The following is a 17,347-nucleotide window of genomic DNA, read 5'->3' as shown; positions in this document are numbered from 1 at the left end:
TCTCTCGCCGATAACAGGAGCCGAGCATGTCGACAGATTCCCCGCTGCGCACCACCGCTTCGACCTGCTGCTACTGCGGCGTGGGTTGTGGCGTCCTGATCGAACACGACGGCGAACGCATCCTCGGCGTGCAAGGCGATCCGCGGCACCCGGCCAACTTCGGCAGACTGTGCAGCAAAGGCGCCAGCCTGCACCTGACCGGCGACCTCCAGGCCCGCGCGCTGTACCCCCAACTGCGCCTAGGCAAGCAACTGGCGCGGGCTCGCAGCGACTGGGAGAGTGCCCTGGAACATGCCGCCGGGCGTTTCGCCGAGACCATTCGCGAACACGGGCCGGACAGCGTGGCCTTCTATATATCCGGCCAGTTGCTGACCGAGGACTACTACGCCTTCAACAAGCTGGCGCGGGCCCTGGTCGGCACCAACAACATCGACAGCAATTCGCGCCTGTGCATGTCCTCGGCGGTGGTCGGCTACAAGCGCAGCCTGGGCGCCGACGCACCACCGTGCAGCTACGAAGACCTCGACTGCGCCGATTGCGTGCTGATCGCCGGCAGCAACATGGCCTTCGCCCACCCGGTCCTGTTCCGTCGCCTGGAAGCCGCCAAGGCCGCTCGGCCGGAGATGCGCATCATGGTGATCGACCCGCGGCGCACCGACACCTGCGAGCTGGCCGACCTGCACCTGGCGCTGCTTCCCGGTACCGACGTCGCACTGTTCCACGGCATCCTGCATATCCTGCTCTGGGAGGACTGGATCGACCGTTCGTTCATCGCCGAGCATACCGAGGGTTTCGCCGACCTGAAGGAACTGGTGCGCGACTACACCCCGGGCACCGTCGCCGACATCTGCGGCATCGACCGCGCCGACCTGCAGCGCTGCGCCGAATGGATCGGCCGTTCGCCGCGCTTCCTTTCGCTCTGGTGCATGGGGCTCAACCAGTCCAGCGCCGGCAGCGCCAAGAACAGCGCGCTGATCAACCTGCACCTGGCTACCGGCAAGATCGGCCGCGCCGGATGCGGGCCGTTTTCCCTCACCGGCCAGCCGAACGCCATGGGCGGTCGCGAGACCGGCAGCCTGGCCAACCTGCTGCCCGGCCACCGCGAAGCCGCCGATCCCGGCCATCGCGCCGAGGTGGCGCACTACTGGGGTGTGGAACAGTTGCCCACGTCCCCCGGTCTCAGCGCCATCGAGCTGTTCGATGCGGTCCACGACGGCCGGATCAAGGCGCTCTGGATCGCCTGTACCAACCCCGCGCAATCGCTGCCGGACCAGCGCAAGATCCACGAGGCCCTTGCCCGCTGTCCCTTCGTGGTGGTCCAGGAAGCCTTCGCCGGCACGGAAACCTGCCAATACGCCGACCTTTTGCTTCCAGCCGCATCCTGGGGAGAAAAGGAAGGCTCCGTGACCAATTCGGAACGGCGGATCAGTCATGTCCGTCGGGCCGTTCCGCCCCCCGGTGAAGCGCGCCAGGACTGGAACATCGTCTGCGACTTCGCGCGCCGCCTGGAAGGGCACCTGCGTCCTGCTAAACCCGGCCTGTTCGCCTTTGCCGACAGCCGCAGCCTGTTCGACGAATACAAGCTGCTTACCGCCGGCCGCGACCTCGATCTTTCCGGCCTCAGCTACGCACTGCTCGACCGCCTGGGGCCGCAGCAATGGCCATTTCCCACTGGCGCGGAGCAAGGCACCGCACGGCTCTATGCAGACGGCCGCTTCCCTACCGCCTCGGGACGCGCGCAACTGGTCGCCGAACCCTACCGCGCCGCCCAGGAAAAACGTGACGCGCGCTACCCGCTGACCCTCAATACCGGACGCTTGCGCGACCAGTGGCACGGCATGAGCCGGACCGGCACCTGCGCACGCCTGTTCGGCCATGAAGAGGAGGCCCTGGTGCACCTGCATCCCGAGGAACTGCGCCGCCGCCAACTGCAGGACGGGCAGCTCGTGCGCCTGAAGAGCCGGCGTGGCGCCCTGATCCTGCCAGTGAGTGCAGACGACTCGGTGCGCCCCGGCCAGGCCTTCCTGCCGATGCACTGGGGCGATCGCTTCCTCAAGGGCCTGGGCTGCAATGTCCTGACCCTGCCGGCGTTCGACCCCCTGTCGAAACAACCCGAACTCAAGCACGCCGGGGTTCAGGTCGAATCCGTCGAACTGCCCTGGCGCCTGTTCGCGCTGGTGGAAACCGATATCCAGGCGCGTTTCGAGGCCCTCCGTGCGCTGTGCGAAGTCTTCGACCACGCCAGCTTCAGTCTCGCCGGACGCGAGCGCCCCGCCCTGCTGGTCAGCGCCGCACACCATGAGGCACCTGGCGCAGACCTGCTGGAGCGGATAGATCGCCAACTCGAATTGCTCGACGGGCCGATCCTCGCCTACGACGACCCACGGCGCGCCATCGGCAAGCGCGTGCGCCTCGAAGACGGGCGCATCGTCGCCGTCCGGCTCGCCGGCGAAACCCTCGCCCGCGACTGGTTGAAAGAACTCTGGCTTACCGGCCGGGCCGATAGCGAGCTACGCCGCTGGCTGCTCGCGCCACTCGGCGCGGCACCGGGACGCCCCAGCCAGGGTGCGGGCGGCAAGACCCTGTGCAGTTGCCAGAACGTCAGCCAGCAAACGGTGCTCGGCGGCATCGCCCGCGGATTGGACCTGGACGGATTGAAGCGCGAGTTCGGCTGCGGCACCGGCTGCGGCTCCTGCGTACCGGAAATCAAGAGACTGCTGGCGGCCCCCCGGCCCATGGCGGCGAATGCCTGAGGAGAACGACGATGAGCGGTAAGGTCTGGCTGGTGGGTGCGGGTCCCGGCGATCCGGAACTGTTGACCCTGAAGGCAGTTCGCGCCCTGCAGGACGCGGATGTGGTGATGGTCGACGATCTGGTCAACCCGAGCATACTGGAGCACTGTCCGTCCGCCCGGCTGGTCCGGGTCGGCAAACGCGGCGGCTGCCGCTCCACACCGCAGGACTTCATCCAGCGCCTGATGCTGCGGCATGCCCGCCAGGGACGCAGCGTGGTGCGCCTGAAAGGCGGCGACCCATGCATCTTCGGCCGCGCCGGCGAAGAAGCCGAATGGCTGGCCCGGCACGGGATAGACAGCGAGATAGTGAACGGCATCACCGCCGGGCAGGCTGGCGCCACTGCCTGCGGCATACCGCTGACCTACCGCGGCATCAGCCGCGGCGTGACCCTGGTGACCGCGCATACCCAGGACGACAGCCCCCTGGCCTGGGAAGCCCTGGCACGCAGCGGTACCACGCTGGTGGTCTACATGGGCGTCGCCCGACTCGCGGAGATCCAGGCCGGGCTGCTGGCTGGAGGCATGGCCGAGGATACGCCGCTGGCGATGATCGAGAACGCCACCTTGGGCAACCAGCGCGAATGCCGCAGCAACCTCGGCGAGCTACTGCGGGACGCCGGACGTTTCGCCTTGAAAAGCCCGGCGATCCTGGTGATCGGCGAAGTAACCCGCGACATCGTGTCGCAACCGATTTCCCTGAGCGCCTGACGAGCGGTCTTTTTCCAGGCAAAGAAAAACCCGGCCTGAGCCGGGTTTTTCCTTAGAGGCTCAGCCGATTACTTGGCTTCAGCTTCTACTTCGGCTTCAACGCGACGGTTGATAGCGCGGCCTTCAGCGGTGGCGTTGTCGGCAACCGGGCGGGACTCGCCGTAACCAACAGCGTTCACGCGACCACCTTCTACACCGTACTCGTTGACCAGTACGTCACGAACGGCGTTGGCACGACGCTCGGACAGCTTCTGGTTGTAAGCGTCGGTGCCGACGGAGTCGGTGTGACCTTCAACGGTGGTGGAAGTGGACGGGTACTGCTTCATGAAGTCAGCCAGGTTCTTGATGTCAGCGTAGCTGTTCTCTTTGACCTTGGACTTGTCGAAGTCGAACTTCACGTCCAGCTGTACGCGTACGACTTCGGCGACAGCCGGGCAGCCGTTGGCGTCAACGGTGACGTTGGCCGGGGTATCCGGGCACTTGTCGACGTTGTCGCAAACGCCGTCGTTGTCGGAGTCGGAGCAAACGTCGGCAACCGGTTCCGGAGCCGGAGCGGCTTTCGAACCACCGAAGTTGAAGCCGACGCCCAGGCCAGCCATCCACTCGCCCTGGTGACCGTTGTCACGCTTCTCCAGACCATACTGGCCGTCGAGGCTGGCCTTGGCGAAGAAGTTCTCGGTGAAGTAGTACTTCAGACCAGCGCCGATGTTGGCCATGGTCATCTGCTGACGGCCTTGGCTGTCGCTGTTGATGTTGGTGATGTTCTGGTGAGCCAGACCAGCCGACACGTACGGACGCAGACCTACGCCCGGGGTACCGAAGTGGTAGATGGCGTCCAGGGAGGTCAGGTTGCCGTGGACCTTCTTGTTGCCGGTTTCGTAGGTGCCACGAACGTCATGGTACTCACCGTAGGACAGCGCCAGCTCGACGTCGTCGGTCAGGAAGTAACCGATCGAGCCGCCGTACAGGTCCGCGTTCTTCATGTTGCGAACGCTGTCGGTGAAGTAGCGCTTGCCGAAGGCTTCGATCTCTACCGAGTTCTGGCCCTGGGCAAAGGCGTTCATTGCCGAAGCGGCAACCAGCGAGCCGATGACAACGCCTAAGGTGTTCTTCAGTTTCATCCGTTAAATCCCCATCTTGATGGTCAGTTAGTTGTCCAACAATCAGCCGCACAACTTGGGTGGCAAGTTTATCAGAACTTCCCGCATAGAGAGACAATATTTACCCAACTATGTTTCGGTCGCATCTGAAAACTTTTCGCGCAGGCGGTCCAGTGCCCGCTTGTAGCGCATTTTCGTCGCACTCAGACCCATGTGCATGATATCCGCTATCTCCTGAAACTCCAGTTCCGCGACGAAGCGAAGAACCAGAATCTCCCGATCTATCGGATTGACATGGACGAGCCAACGATCCAATCCGCCCCGCTCCTCAACCTTCGGCGACTTCTCCTCGGAAGCCTCCTCCAGCGGGTCGAGGCTGAGCGCATCCATCAATCGGCGCTTGCGGCGCTCCTTGCGGTACTGCGTGATGCACTCGTTGTACGTGATGCTATATAGCCACGTTTTGAACTTCGACTTGCCCTCAAAGTTCTTCAACCCGTACAAAACTTTCAGCATCACCTCCTGGCACACGTCGTCCGCGTCGCGGTCGTTGCCCAGGTAGCGGGCACAGACGTTGAACAGCGTGCGCTGGTAACGCCGCATCAATTCTTCATAGGCGCGCGTCACGTGGAACAGCTCCGAGTGCGCACGCTCGACCAGCTCTTCATCGGAAAGCTGGCGGGGGTCATACCGCTGTGACAGGGGGTGAGGCTTATTCAAGTGAGATCAGGCCAGTCATATCGTAAGCCGGGCCGCCCTGCAGAGCAGCCACGTCCATTATCTCTCCCGGATCAGCGGCTGGTAACTCGCTGATCGAGCAGTAGACGGTTGGCCAGCGACACAAGCTCTCCCTCTTCCGTCAGCAGGATGGTCTTGACCGTACCTATCTCTTCAATAGTGCCTTCAACGTCACCCACTTTCACCTGTTGTCCGACCTGATACAGCTCGCGGACGTAGATTCCTGCAATGATCTGCCCGGCGACCTCGCGGCTGCCCAGGCCCAGGGCCAGCGCAGCGGCCAGGCCGACGGTGATCAGGACGATGGCGATGATGTAGTTGAGCAGGTCGGTCTTGACCTCGAGTTGCCCCACCGCCACCGAGATGCTGATGATGATGACCAGCCACTGGGCGATCCGCCCCAGGCCGTTCGCGTATTCGAGGCCGACGCCGTCCGCCGCGCCGCGCACGACGCTGTTCACCAGTTGCGCCAGGAGCACGCCGACGATCAGCACCAGGGCCGCGCCGAACACCTTGGGCAGGTACAGGGCGAGGACGTCCAGCGTGGCGGATACCCGCTGCAGGCCGAGCGACTCGGCGGCGGATACGAGGAAGACGAGCAGTACGAACCAGTAGACGATCTTGCCGACCAGCGTCGAGACCGGAACCTGGATGCCGACCCGGGCCAGCAGCTTGGTCAGGCCGGTGCCACCCATCAGCCGGTCCAGGCCCAGCTTGGCCAGCAGCTTGGAAAGCAGCGCATCGAGCAGCTTGGCGATGACGAAGCCGAGCAGAACGACCACCAGGGCGCCGAGCAGGTTGGGAATGAAGCCTGCCAGCTTGCCCCACAGGGTGTTCATCGCGGTCAGCAAGCTCTGGGTCCAGATATCGAATTGCATGTTCACTCAGCCTTGTCAGCAGAAGATGCGTTTTTCGCGGAAATACGGGAAACCGGCGCCAGATGCGGCGAACCGTTATTGATGCCGATCATCAGCGCCTGCAGCCAGTGCCCCATGAGGCTGAACAGGTCACCGGCGCCAACCTGGCGATTGGCCGTCTTCAGCACCCGTCCCAGACGCGCGTCGTCGTCCGGCTGGGGAGCCGAAGCCTTGAGCAGGTCCCGCAGGGACTCTTCGAACGGATCGTGCATGCACACCTCATGTCTATACGAGGGAGTGACGCCCTCTCCTCACCCCAGGTCACGTCAGAGCCAGCGCAGCCGACGAAATACCCACCACTGGAAGGTGGCGACCCCGCCGATCAGCAGGCAGGCCAGCCAGAACCCATGCGGTGCATCCGCCCCCGGAATGCCGCCGACATTGATTCCCAGCAGGCCGGTGACGAAGCTCATCGGCAGGAAAAAGCCGGTGATTATACCAAGGAGATACATGGTGCGGTTCATCCGTTCGGTGATTCGCCGCGACTCGGCTTCCTGCAGGACGCTGATGCGCTCCCGTATCAACTCGAGCTCTTCGAGATTCCGCGTCAGCCGGTTGTTCAGCTCGTTCCAGTAATCGGCGTCGTCCTCGACGAACCAGGACAGCTTGTAGCGCGCCAGTTGCGAGTAGATGTCCCGCTGCGGCGCCAGGTAGCGCCGCAACCCCGCCGACCGGCGGCGCAGGGTACGCAACTGGTGCTGGTCGGGACTGGCGCGCTCGTCCGCCTCGACCAGCTCCTCGACAGCATCGAGCTGGTCGGCTATCCCGCTGATCAGCGTGTCGACGCGATCGGTCAGGTAGTGCGCGAGGTAGTACACGACCTCGGATGCCGTCTTCGGCCCTTTCCCCGCCTCCAGGTCCTCGAGCAGATCGGCCACCGCCTTCAGCGGCCGCAGGCGCAGCGAGATCACCCGGCGCGCGTCGGCGAATACCCGCAGCGAAACCATGTCTTCCGGCTCCGCGCCCGGATTCAGGTTCACTCCACGGAGGAACACCAGCAGGCTTTCGGCCCCGAGATCGAGCAAACGGGGGCGAGTCGCCTCCTCCAGCAGCAGATCGCAGGCGAACTCGCTGAGCCCCGCGGAATCCCGCAGCCAGGCCTGCGCTTCCGGTACGCCGCGGTCCCAGTGCAGCCAAAGGCTCTCCTCCGGCAGCAGGTCGAGCACCGCTATCTGGTTGCGTCCGACACGGCGTCCGCCGCCGCGCCCGTTGAGGACGTAGCCATAGATCAAGCCGCGCTCGTCACCCGACTCGTACGCTTGCATTGCGCTTCCCTTGGTAAAACGACCATTTCGACAGTAAAAACACAAGTCCGGTACCAGTCAATTCATGGACTTGCGGCATAACCTTAAAGCCAGTCCTGAGACCCATATGCGCGCCTCGGGTTCATTCCAGCAAAAAGCCCCGGGACGCTGCCTGCGTCACCGGGGCCGGAACGGCTGTTAAAAAGCCCTATTCGGGCATCTTCAAGGCCTGCGGAGAAACGATGATGCCGTTGTTGTCGGCATACACGAACTCGCCGGGGCGGAAGGTGACGCCGCCGAAGGTCACGGCGACGTTCAGATCGCCGATGCCGCGCTTGTCGGTCTTCAGCGGATGACTGGCCAGGGCCTGGACGCCGAGGTCGGTCTGGGCGATCACGTCGACGTCACGGATGCAGCCATATACGACGATCCCTTCCCAGCCGTTCTTCGCCGCTTTCTCGGCCAGCATGTCGCCCAGCAGGGCGCGGCGCAGCGAACCACCGCCATCGACGACCAGGACCTTGCCCTTGCCGTCCTTGTCGACCTGCTCCTTGACCAACGAGTTGTCTTCGAAGCACTTGATGGTGACGATCTCGCCGCCGAAGGAGTCGCGGCCGCCGAAGTTGCTGAACATGGGTTCGACGACCTGGACCAGCTCAGGATAGGCATCGCACAGATCGGGAGTGACGTAATGCATGGGAAGCTCCTGTGGGTGAAGGGATCGGCTCGGGCAGCTCCGGAGGATCATCGGCCGCCCGCCCCGGCGGCGCCGGCGTGACCGGAGCCGCCATTTGCGTCACATGTTAGCCGCTGATTCCGGCTTCCGATACGTCTAGCGCCTCGCTCCACGCGGATTCGTCGCCCGCCGGCGATCGCTGGCGCAGCCAGCGCTCCACCAAGGGCCAGACCTCTAGCTGGGCCGCCTTGCCGATCAGCATCTCGATATGCCCGTAGTCCTCGGCGTAGCCAGCCTCGCGTCCGAGCAACAGGTATTCGCGCTCGGACGAGGCGAACTGCTCGAACAACTTGCGACAGGCCCAGGACGGGTCCTGCCGGTCCCCAGCCCCGGCGACCGCCAATAGCGGTACGTCGACTGCAGCGAGCCCCTTCCACCAGTCGTTGCCCGGCTCGCCGAAGCGGCCGAACAGCCCATGCCAACGCAGGACCTCCAGCGCCAGGCCGACCGGCTCGTCTTCCGGCCCCTGCCGCCAACGGCTTCCGGACAGCGCATCGACGCGGCGCAGCAGCAGGCGCGCGAGGATGCCTGCCATGGGCAACCTGAACAGCCAGTGCGCGGTGCTGACCTGGCTACCGAACAACGCCACGGAAGCGATCCGCGCCTGGTCCAGGTAACCCCCGCCCAGTCCCGCCGCCAGCACCACCCCACCGAGGGAGTGGCCAATCCAGTGCGCCGGCTGCCCGCACTGCTCGTGGATGAAGGAGGCCAGCGCCGGCAGGTCGTAGCGCGCGTAGTCGGCGACCCGGTTGTCCCGGTAACCATCGTTGCGAATCGACAGGCCATGGCCGCGCATTTCCGGCAGCCAGACATCGAACCCCGCCCGCGCCAGGTAAGGACCTAGTCCGAGCGCACGCGGCGAGTACCAGAAGCGGCGGTTGGAAAAACTCCCGTGCAGGAGGATCACAGGCGGTCCGCGCCGCTCGCCGGCGGCCTGCTGTCCAAGCCGGGTTACGACCAGCTCGACGCTGGCATCGGGGCTGTTGCCGGGCTTCAGGCGATAGATGTCTTCGGTAAGGTCGGCGCGTAACTCGGCGCTGACCAGGGCGACAGGAAAGAGGCGACTACTGCTTTGCATGCTTGTCTTGTACAGGAGGCACGAAAAAGGGCGGTGTTACCCGCCCTTTCCGGATACAGCGAGGACCGATCAGGCCTGGTCTTGCCCCTCGGCAAGGAAGAACCAGGTATCCAGCACCGAGTCGGGGTTCAGCGAGACGCTCTCGATGCCCTGCTCCATCAGCCAGCGGGCCAGGTCCGGGTGGTCCGACGGACCCTGGCCGCAGATGCCGATGTACTTGCCGGCCTTGTTGCAGGCAGCGATGGCGTTGGCCAGCAGCTTCTTCACCGCCGGATTGCGCTCGTCGAACAGGTGGGCAACGATGCCGGAATCGCGATCCAGGCCCAGGGTCAGCTGGGTCAGGTCGTTGGAACCGATGGAGAAGCCATCGAAGAACTCGAGGAACTCGTCGGCCAGCAGGGCGTTCGACGGCAGTTCGCACATCATGATGACCTTAAGGCCGTTCTCGCCGCGCTTCAGGCCGTTCCCGGCCAGCAGCTCGACCACCTGGCTCGCCTCGCCCAGGGTGCGCACGAAGGGCACCATGATCTCGACGTTGGTCAGGCCCATTTCGTTGCGGACCTTCTTCAGCGCACGGCACTCCAGCTCGAAGCAGTCGCGGAACGACTCGCTGATGTAGCGCGAGGCGCCACGGAAGCCGAGCATCGGGTTCTCTTCTTCCGGCTCGTAGAGCTTGCCGCCGATCAGGTTGGCGTACTCATTGGACTTGAAGTCGGACAGGCGCACGATGACCTTCTTCGGCCAGAACGCCGCGGCCAGGGTGCTGATGCCCTCCACCAGCTTCTCGACGTAGAAGCCGACCGGATCGGGATAGCCGGCGATGCGCTTCTCCACGCTTTCCTTGATGTCCGCCGGCAGGCCGGCGAAGTTCAGCAACGCCTTGGGATGCACGCCGATCATGCGGTTGATGATGAATTCGAGGCGGGCCAGGCCCACGCCTTCGTTCGGCAACTGGGCGAAATCGAAAGCGCGATCGGGATTGCCGACGTTCATCATGATCTTGAACGGAAGGTCGGGCATGGCGTCGACCGAGTTCTTGCGCACATCGAAACCGAGTTCGCCTTCGAAGATGAAGCCGGTATCGCCTTCGGCACAGGAAACGGTCACCCCCTGGCCATCCTGCAGGATCTGGGTGGCGTTGCCGCAACCGACCACCGCCGGGATGCCCAGTTCGCGAGCGATGATCGCCGCGTGGCAGGTGCGCCCGCCGCGGTTGGTGACGATGGCGCTGGCGCGCTTCATCACTGGCTCCCAGTCCGGGTCGGTCATGTCGGAGACCAGGACGTCACCCGGTTGGACCTTGTCCATTTCCGACACGTCGTTGATCACTTTGACCGGACCGGCACCGATGCGCTGGCCGATGGCACGCCCTTCCACCAGGACGGTCCCCTTCTCTTTCAGCAGGTAGCGCTCCATGACCGTGGCGCTGGCGCGGCTCTTCACGGTTTCCGGGCGTGCCTGGACGATGTACAGCTTGCCGTCGTCACCGTCCTTGGCCCATTCGATGTCCATCGGGCGGCCATAGTGCTTCTCGATGATCATGGCCTGCTTGGCCAGCTCGGTGACCTCGGCGTCGCTCAGGGCGAAGCGGGCGCGATCGGCGCGATCGACGTCCACTACCTTGACCGAGCGACCGGCCTTGGCTTCGTCGCCGTAGATCATCTTGATCGCCTTGCTACCCAGGTTGCGGCGCAGGATGGCCGGACGCCCGGCTTCCAGGGTCGGCTTGTGGACGTAGAACTCGTCGGGGTTCACCGCGCCCTGGACCACGGTCTCGCCCAGGCCGTAGGCACCGGTGATGAAGACCACGTCGCGGAAGCCGGATTCGGTGTCCAGGGTGAACATCACCCCGGCGGTGCCGGTTTCCGAGCGGACCATGCGCTGCACGCCGGCGGACAAGGCGACCAGCTTGTGATCGAAGCCCTGGTGCACGCGGTAGGCGATGGCGCGGTCGTTGAACAGGGAGGCGAAGACCTCTTTTGCTGCGCGGATCACATTGTCCACGCCGCGGATATTGAGGAAGGTTTCCTGCTGGCCGGCGAACGAGGCGTCCGGAAGGTCTTCGGCGGTAGCGGAGGAACGCACTGCCACGGCGAGGTTGTCGTTGCCGTTGGCCAGGGCGGCGAAGGCCTGGCGGATCTCGCTGTCGAGACGGGCCGGGAACTCGGCTTCCATCACCCACTGGCGGATCTGCGCGCCGGTCTTGGCCAGGGCGTTGACGTCGTCGACGTCCAGGGCGTCCAGGGCCGCGTGGATACGGTCGTTGAGGCCACTCTGCTCGAGGAAGTCACGGTAGGCCTGGGCGGTGGTGGCAAATCCGCCGGGTACGGAAACGCCGGCACCGGCCAGGTTGCTGATCATCTCGCCGAGGGATGCGTTCTTGCCCCCCACATGCTCTACATCATGGACGCCGAGCTTATCGAGGGAAACTACGTACTCTACCAAGGTGATCTCTCCACTATTGAATTGGAAAAGCTCAAGCGGGGCCAGGAGCAGCTCCGCTGGATTCTGGCCTGGCCCTTAGAAATAAGTGACAATGCTGCGACAGAAAGGCCTCTGACAACGCGCGGCCTATCATAGCCAAGAATCGTTCCTACCTTAAGGCTTTCGGTGCAAATGAAACGAACCGCATTCTTCATCTCGGACGGCACCGGTATCACCGCCGAAACCCTGGGCCAAAGCCTTCTGGCACAGTTCGAGAACATCAGCTTCGTCAAACTGACGAGACCGTACATCGATACCGAAGAAAAAGCGCGCGCCATGGTACAGCAAATCAATAATGCTGCCGAGTCGGACGGGGCCCGCCCGATCATCTTCGATACCATCGTGAACCGCGACATCCGGGCGGTCCTGGCGCAATCCAACGGTTTCATGATCGATATCTTCGCCACCTTTCTTTCGCCTCTGGAACAGGAGCTTTCGGCCGACTCGTCCTATTCGGTCGGCAAGTCCCACTCCATCGGCCACAACTCCAACTACATGGATCGCATCGAGGCGGTGAACTTCGCCCTCGACAACGACGACGGCGCCCGCACCCACTACTATGACAAGGCCGACCTGATCCTGGTCGGCGTCTCGCGCTGCGGCAAGACGCCCACCTGCCTGTACATGGCCCTGCAGTATGGCATCCGCGCCGCCAACTATCCGTTGACGGAAGAGGACATGGAGCGCCTGCAACTGCCGAACGCCCTCAAGCAGTACAAGCACAAGCTGTTCGGCCTGACCATCGACCCCGATCGCCTCACCGCGATCCGCAACGAGCGCAAGCCCAACAGTCGCTACGCCAGCTTCGCCCAGTGCGAATTCGAGGTACGCGAGGTCGAAAGCCTGTTCCGCCGCGAAAACATCGCCTATATCAACTCCACGCATTTCTCGGTAGAGGAGATTTCCGCAAAGATTCTCGTCGAAAAAGGCGTGGAACGGCGCTTCAAATAACCGCTCCGGGGCCAGCGGCTCGGCACCGCCAAGGTCTCTTGCCCGCTTCCGGTAACGCTTCGAGCCCCTGGATGGAATTTCGTTTCATCCCAGGGGCAAAACCCCGACCAAGTGGTATAAGCGGCTGTCGCTGCCGAAAAACCGCGTGATAGAATGCGGCCCGCATGCGCCTGGCGGGGCGCCCGGCATGCCCGGCCTGCCGAGCGCAGGTCGATGACGCAGGGTTTTCCGTCACGGACTGGACAGCGATCGCAAGATCGACCCGCCGAACGCGACACCAACCAGGACTTATGAAACTCAAGCCCTTAGCTCCCCTGCTCTGCCTATTCATCGCCGTACCAGGCCTGAGCGTAGCCGCCGAAAAGACGGTCTACGGCCTGAACGAATACGCGCGCATCAACGACCCGGACATCCAGCTGGCCGCCAAGCTCGACACCGGCGCCAAGACCGCCTCCCTCAGCGCCCGCGACATCAAGCGTTTCAAGCGCGACGGCGAAACCTGGGTGCGCTTCTACCTGGCCACCGACAACGCCGACGACACCCCGATCGAGAAGCCCCTGGCGCGGATCAGCAAGATCAAGCGCCGCCACGGCGACTTCAACCCCGACGAGGGCAAGGCCTATACCGCCCGTCCGGTGATCGAGCTGCAGGTCTGCATGGGCAAGGCGATTCGCACCATCGAAGTGAACCTGACCGACCGAAGTGCATTCCAATACCCGCTTTTGATCGGCTCGGAGGCCTTGAAGAAATTCGACGCACTGGTCGATCCGAGTTTGAAATACTCGGCCGGGAAACCCGGCTGCAAACCTGATGCAAAACCTGCTGAGTAAACGACATGCGCTCTCTCAACCTGCATCTGAAAGTCCTGATCGCCATCCTGCTGACCCTGGGTGTGGCGATCACCGCCTATCAGATTTTCGTCCAGGGTATTCCCGTTACCGAAGCCGAAACCGATGACCTCTGGAACATCGATGCCAAGGTCGACTTCGTCGCCACGCCGAAAACCCCGGTCAAGGTGCAGATGTTCGTTCCGCCGTTGAGCCAGGACTACGTCAGCCTCAACGAAAGCTTCGTCTCCAACAATTACGGCGTCAGCATCAATCGCGCCGACGGCAATCGCAAGGTGACCTGGTCCGCCCGCCGCGCCAACGGCAAGCAGACCCTGTACTACCGCCTGGTGCTGACCAAGCGCTACACCGGCGAGAAGACCAAGGAGAAAGGCCCGATCTTCCGCGACAGCCTGCCCCTGGAAGGCCCGGAGAAGATCGCCGCAGAAGCCCTGCTGGCCCCCATTCGCCAGCACTCGGCCGACGTCGAGACCTTCGTCAGCGAAGCCATCAAGCGCGCCAACAACGGCAACGACGACAACGTCAAGCTGCTGATGGCCGGCGACACCAGCCTGGAAAAGAAAGCGCATATCGTCGAGACCCTGCTGTCCATCGCCCACGTGCCGATGGAGCGGGTCCACACCATCCGTCTGGTCGCCGACCTGCAACAGAGCCCGGAACTGTGGCTGCGCAGCTTCAACGGCGAGAACTGGCTGTATTTCAACGTGGTCACCGGCGAACAGGGCCTGCCCTCCGATCGCCTGATCTGGTGGCTTGGCGATGAGCCGCTGATGACCATCGACGGCGGCAAGAAGGCCCAGGTCAGCTTCAGCCTGAACAGCAGCGAGATGAACGCCATCCGCCTGGCCAAGCTGTCCGACGAGAACACCGAGGCGGCCTTCCTCGAGTACTCCCTGTACGGCCTGCCGCTGTCCACCCAGCAGACCTTCCAGATCATGATCATGATCCCGATCGGCGTGCTGGTGATCCTGATCCTGCGCAACCTGATCGGCCTGCAGACCCTTGGCACCTTCACCCCGGTTCTGATCGCCCTGGCCTTCCGCGAGACCGGCCTGCAATGGGGTATCGCCCTGTTCACCGTGATCACCGCCCTGGGCCTGTCGCTGCGCTCCTATCTCGAGCACCTGAAGCTGCAGATGCTGCCGCGCCTCTCGGTGGTGCTGACCTTCGTGGTGGTGATGATCGCGGTGATCAGCCTGTTCAGCCACAAGCTCGGCTTCGAGAGCGGCCTGTCGATCGCCCTGTTCCCGATGGTGATCCTGACCATGACCATCGAACGCCTGTCGATCACCTGGGAAGAGCGCGGCGGCGGCCATGCGATGAAGGTGGCCATCGGCACCCTGTTCGCGGCATCGCTGGCGCACATCCTCATGCGCATCCCGGAACTGGTGTACTTCATCTTCACCTTCCCGGCCGTGCTGCTGATCCTGGTCGCCTTCATGCTCGCCATGGGCCGCTACCGCGGCTACCGCCTGACCGAGCTGTTCCGCTTCAAGGCCCTGCTCAAGGACTGAACCATGTCGATCTGGAAGACCTGGAAAGACCTGACCGCGAAAGGCGTGATGGGCATCAACCGACGCAATGCCGATTACGTCCTGAAGTACAACAAGCGGCACCTGTATCCGGTGGTGGACGACAAGATCATCACCAAGGAACGCGCGCTCGAGGCCGGCATCCACGTGCCGGAGATGTACGGCATCATCGAGACCGAGAAAGGCATCGACAAGCTCAACGAGATCATCGGCGAGCACAACGATTTCGTCATCAAGCCGGCGCAGGGCGCCGGCGGCGACGGCATCATGGTGATCGCCGACCGCTTCGAGGGCCGCTACAAGACCGTGTCGGGGAAGATCGTCAGCCACGAGGAGATCGAGCACCACATCTCGAGCATCCTCTCCGGCCTCTACTCCCTCGGCGGCCATCGCGACCGCGTACTGATCGAGTACCGGGTGACCCCCGACCAGATCTTCAAGAGCATCAGCTACGAAGGTGTGCCGGACATCCGCATCATCGTACTGATGGGCTACCCGGTGATGGCCATGCTGCGCCTGCCGACTCGGCAGTCGGGCGGCAAGGCCAACCTGCACCAGGGCGCCATCGGCGTGGGCGTCGACCTGGCCACCGGCGTCACCCTGCGCGGCACCTGGCTGAACAACAAGATCGCCAAGCACCCGGACACCACCAACGCGGTGGACGGCGTGCAACTGCCGAACTGGGACGGCTTCATGAAGCTGGCGGCCGGTTGCTACGAGTTGTCGGGCCTCGGCTACATCGGCGTGGACATGGTTCTCGACCAGGAGAAAGGCCCGCTGATCCTCGAACTCAACGCCCGCCCGGGCCTGAACATCCAGATCGCCAACGACAGCGGCCTGGTGCACCGCTGCCACGCCGTCGAGGCGCGACTGGAAGAACTCAAGGCGAAAGGCATCGAAGAGTCCGCGGAAGAGCGCGTACGCTTCTCCCAGCAGTTGTTCGGCCACGTCCAGCAGCACCAGGGCTGACGTGCTTCCGGTATGAAAAAGCCCGGCTCCGGCCGGGCTTTTTCATGTCTCGGATTTCAACGCACCACGGCCAGCTCGAAGCCGCCCTGCCGGGCGTGCTCATGCACCTGCATGCCCGCCTCGTTCACCGCCAGGCCCTGTAGCGGACGCTTGAACGGCTTGTTGTCGAGGGTTTGCAGCGAGCGGTCCTCGTCGGTGGTCAGCAGCAGCACGTAGCGCTCGCCGCGATTGGCCCGCACCGGCACCGTACCCTCGATGAAAGCGTAGCGATACCAGGTTTCCGGGTTCAGCTTGTACACCGCGTCGCTGACCAGCCGGGTTGGCCGCTTGTGCTCGTCGAGGAACAGCAGCGACGGGTAGACCACCTGGCGATTGGCGAAACTGCGGATGCGCAGGCCGTAGACCCCCTGGGAGCGCGGCAGCCGGATCGCCGCGTAGAAGCTCCTGCCCATGGGAAAGTCGAAGCTCGGCGAGAAGCGGTTCAACTCCTCGTAGCGCGGTTCGTCGGCATCCAGTTCGGTGAAGTCGCTCTCGGCGATCTGCTCGCAGCAGCGCCGTTGCAGGTCCTGGTAGAGATCGTCGATGGTCATCTCGGTGCCCTTGAGCAAAGCCTTCAGCGCATCGCTCTGCTGGCCGGCGCCATCCAGGCCGGGCAACGCCGCCGGACGCTGCTTGAACTCGATCTGCCGGCCCTCGGTGAAGGCGATCTGCGACGAAGGCGCGGCCTCCCGCTTGAAGCGCGCCGCGCGCTCCTCGGGCGGGATCTGCGAGTTGTGCATGCGGCCCTTCTCGTCCACCCAGGTGTAGTAGGGACTGCCGTTCTCGCTGCGAACGAAACCCTTGCCCTCGAAGGCCTCGGCATCGATGTATTCGACGGAGTGCTCGCCGTTGGGCAGGACGTAGTCGGCGCGCTGGCCGGCGACCTGGGCGCCGGCATAGAAGCTGTTCTGCACGTTGCCGTTGGCATCGATCCAGGTGTAGTAGCGACGCTTGCTCTCCCCTCCGCTGCTGTTCCCCGGCCACTGCGTGGCGTTGTCCGCCTTGTTCAGCACCCGCGCCTGGTCGCTCTGGCCGATGCGCTGCCGCGCCTGGCGCTGCTGGCGGTCGAACTGGCCGTCGACGAAGGTGTTGTGCACCCCGCCATTGTCGTCCACCCAGGTCAGGTAGCGCCCGCCGGAGGCCCAGCCCGGCGAAGATGCCGGCAGCGCCAGGGAGAAGACGCAAAGTACGATGGATGCGCGCATCATG

General features: G+C 63.8%; 15 protein-coding genes. 6 read left to right on the top strand and 9 right to left on the bottom strand.

Going from position 1 to position 17,347, the window contains the following annotated elements:
- The first annotated feature begins 26 nt into the window (after positions 1 to 26).
- Together HMPREF2716_RS21790 and cobA are read left to right on the top strand one after the other, a co-directional pair.
- Positions 27 to 2,753 (top strand): nitrate reductase, encoded by a 2,727-nt coding sequence (locus HMPREF2716_RS21790; RefSeq protein WP_031801352.1) that lies wholly within the window; start codon positions 27 to 29, stop codon positions 2,751 to 2,753.
- An 11-nt stretch (positions 2,754 to 2,764) separates the two neighbouring features.
- Positions 2,765 to 3,502: a uroporphyrinogen-III C-methyltransferase gene (cobA, locus tag HMPREF2716_RS21785; protein WP_016561769.1), complete on the top strand. Its 738-nt coding sequence runs from the start codon at positions 2,765 to 2,767 to the stop codon at positions 3,500 to 3,502.
- A 68-nt stretch (positions 3,503 to 3,570) separates the two neighbouring features.
- Here the strand turns inward: cobA and oprF are convergent, their stop codons facing one another.
- The 8 genes from oprF to ppsA all read right to left on the bottom strand — a co-directional run bounded on the left by oprF (position 3,571) and on the right by ppsA (position 11,760).
- On the bottom strand, positions 3,571 to 4,623 hold the full coding sequence (oprF, locus tag HMPREF2716_RS21780) for an outer membrane porin OprF (protein ID WP_003087843.1): 1,053 nt from the start codon (positions 4,621 to 4,623) through the stop codon (positions 3,571 to 3,573).
- Between the two features lie 108 nt (positions 4,624 to 4,731).
- Positions 4,732 to 5,322: an RNA polymerase sigma factor SigX gene (gene sigX, locus HMPREF2716_RS21775; RefSeq protein ID WP_003098059.1), complete on the bottom strand. Its 591-nt coding sequence runs from the start codon at positions 5,320 to 5,322 to the stop codon at positions 4,732 to 4,734.
- A gap of 71 nt (positions 5,323 to 5,393) precedes the next feature.
- Positions 5,394 to 6,218, bottom strand: coding sequence for a mechanosensitive ion channel family protein (locus HMPREF2716_RS21770; RefSeq protein ID WP_003087830.1), 825 nt, complete (start codon positions 6,216 to 6,218; stop codon positions 5,394 to 5,396).
- A 2-nt stretch (positions 6,219 to 6,220) separates the two neighbouring features.
- A complete protein-coding gene (locus HMPREF2716_RS21765) occupies positions 6,221 to 6,475 on the bottom strand; it encodes a hypothetical protein (RefSeq protein WP_003122844.1) in 255 nt (84 codons plus the stop codon).
- A 48-nt stretch (positions 6,476 to 6,523) separates the two neighbouring features.
- Positions 6,524 to 7,522 (bottom strand): zinc transporter ZntB, encoded by a 999-nt coding sequence (locus HMPREF2716_RS21760; protein ID WP_003098062.1) that lies wholly within the window; start codon positions 7,520 to 7,522, stop codon positions 6,524 to 6,526.
- A gap of 187 nt (positions 7,523 to 7,709) precedes the next feature.
- On the bottom strand, positions 7,710 to 8,198 hold the full coding sequence (gene rraA / locus HMPREF2716_RS21755; protein ID WP_003087823.1) for a ribonuclease E activity regulator RraA: 489 nt from the start codon (positions 8,196 to 8,198) through the stop codon (positions 7,710 to 7,712).
- 106 nt (positions 8,199 to 8,304) lie between these two features.
- On the bottom strand, positions 8,305 to 9,315 hold the full coding sequence (locus HMPREF2716_RS21750; RefSeq protein ID WP_003120309.1) for an alpha/beta fold hydrolase: 1,011 nt from the start codon (positions 9,313 to 9,315) through the stop codon (positions 8,305 to 8,307).
- Positions 9,316 to 9,384: 69 nt separating this feature from the next.
- Complete coding sequence (gene ppsA / locus HMPREF2716_RS21745) at positions 9,385 to 11,760, bottom strand: phosphoenolpyruvate synthase (RefSeq protein ID WP_003098065.1); 2,376 nt, start codon at positions 11,758 to 11,760, stop codon at positions 9,385 to 9,387.
- A 171-nt stretch (positions 11,761 to 11,931) separates the two neighbouring features.
- Between ppsA and HMPREF2716_RS21735 the strand changes: the two genes are divergently transcribed.
- From HMPREF2716_RS21735 to HMPREF2716_RS21720, 4 genes are all read left to right on the top strand, one after another.
- Positions 11,932 to 12,750, top strand: coding sequence for a posphoenolpyruvate synthetase regulatory kinase/phosphorylase PpsR (locus HMPREF2716_RS21735; RefSeq protein ID WP_003087813.1), 819 nt, complete (start codon positions 11,932 to 11,934; stop codon positions 12,748 to 12,750).
- A gap of 290 nt (positions 12,751 to 13,040) precedes the next feature.
- Positions 13,041 to 13,580, top strand: coding sequence for a retropepsin-like aspartic peptidase RloA (locus HMPREF2716_RS21730; RefSeq protein ID WP_003087811.1), 540 nt, complete (start codon positions 13,041 to 13,043; stop codon positions 13,578 to 13,580).
- 5 nt (positions 13,581 to 13,585) lie between these two features.
- Positions 13,586 to 15,112, top strand: coding sequence for an osmotic stress tolerance membrane protein RloB (locus tag HMPREF2716_RS21725; protein ID WP_003087809.1), 1,527 nt, complete (start codon positions 13,586 to 13,588; stop codon positions 15,110 to 15,112).
- Positions 15,113 to 15,115: 3 nt separating this feature from the next.
- Entirely contained in the window at positions 15,116 to 16,099 is a 984-nt protein-coding gene (locus tag HMPREF2716_RS21720) for an alpha-L-glutamate ligase-like protein (protein WP_003087807.1), read from the top strand.
- 56 nt (positions 16,100 to 16,155) lie between these two features.
- Here HMPREF2716_RS21720 and HMPREF2716_RS21715 read toward each other — a convergent pair whose 3' ends face one another.
- Positions 16,156 to 17,343: a MalM family protein gene (locus HMPREF2716_RS21715; RefSeq protein ID WP_031654167.1), complete on the bottom strand. Its 1,188-nt coding sequence runs from the start codon at positions 17,341 to 17,343 to the stop codon at positions 16,156 to 16,158.
- Positions 17,344 to 17,347 lie beyond the last annotated feature (4 nt).

It is taken from the genome of Pseudomonas sp. HMSC076A11 (genome assembly GCF_001810205.1).
Lineage (GTDB): Bacteria > Pseudomonadota > Gammaproteobacteria > Pseudomonadales > Pseudomonadaceae > Pseudomonas > Pseudomonas aeruginosa.
This window is presented reverse-complemented; position numbering and strand designations above follow the sequence as displayed.

Coding starts and splice junctions, on each gene's coding strand:
- HMPREF2716_RS21790 (WP_031801352.1), top strand. CDS start 27: ATGTCGACAGATTCCCCGCTGCGCACCACCGCTTCGACCTGCTGCTAC.
- cobA (WP_016561769.1), top strand. CDS start 2,765: ATGAGCGGTAAGGTCTGGCTGGTGGGTGCGGGTCCCGGCGATCCGGAA.
- oprF (WP_003087843.1), bottom strand. CDS start 4,623: ATGAAACTGAAGAACACCTTAGGCGTTGTCATCGGCTCGCTGGTTGCC.
- HMPREF2716_RS21770 (WP_003087830.1), bottom strand. CDS start 6,218: ATGCAATTCGATATCTGGACCCAGAGCTTGCTGACCGCGATGAACACC.
- HMPREF2716_RS21760 (WP_003098062.1), bottom strand. CDS start 7,522: ATGCAAGCGTACGAGTCGGGTGACGAGCGCGGCTTGATCTATGGCTAC.
- rraA (WP_003087823.1), bottom strand. CDS start 8,198: ATGCATTACGTCACTCCCGATCTGTGCGATGCCTATCCTGAGCTGGTC.
- HMPREF2716_RS21750 (WP_003120309.1), bottom strand. CDS start 9,315: ATGCAAAGCAGTAGTCGCCTCTTTCCTGTCGCCCTGGTCAGCGCCGAG.
- HMPREF2716_RS21735 (WP_003087813.1), top strand. CDS start 11,932: ATGAAACGAACCGCATTCTTCATCTCGGACGGCACCGGTATCACCGCC.
- HMPREF2716_RS21730 (WP_003087811.1), top strand. CDS start 13,041: ATGAAACTCAAGCCCTTAGCTCCCCTGCTCTGCCTATTCATCGCCGTA.
- HMPREF2716_RS21725 (WP_003087809.1), top strand. CDS start 13,586: ATGCGCTCTCTCAACCTGCATCTGAAAGTCCTGATCGCCATCCTGCTG.
- HMPREF2716_RS21720 (WP_003087807.1), top strand. CDS start 15,116: ATGTCGATCTGGAAGACCTGGAAAGACCTGACCGCGAAAGGCGTGATG.
- HMPREF2716_RS21715 (WP_031654167.1), bottom strand. CDS start 17,343: ATGCGCGCATCCATCGTACTTTGCGTCTTCTCCCTGGCGCTGCCGGCA.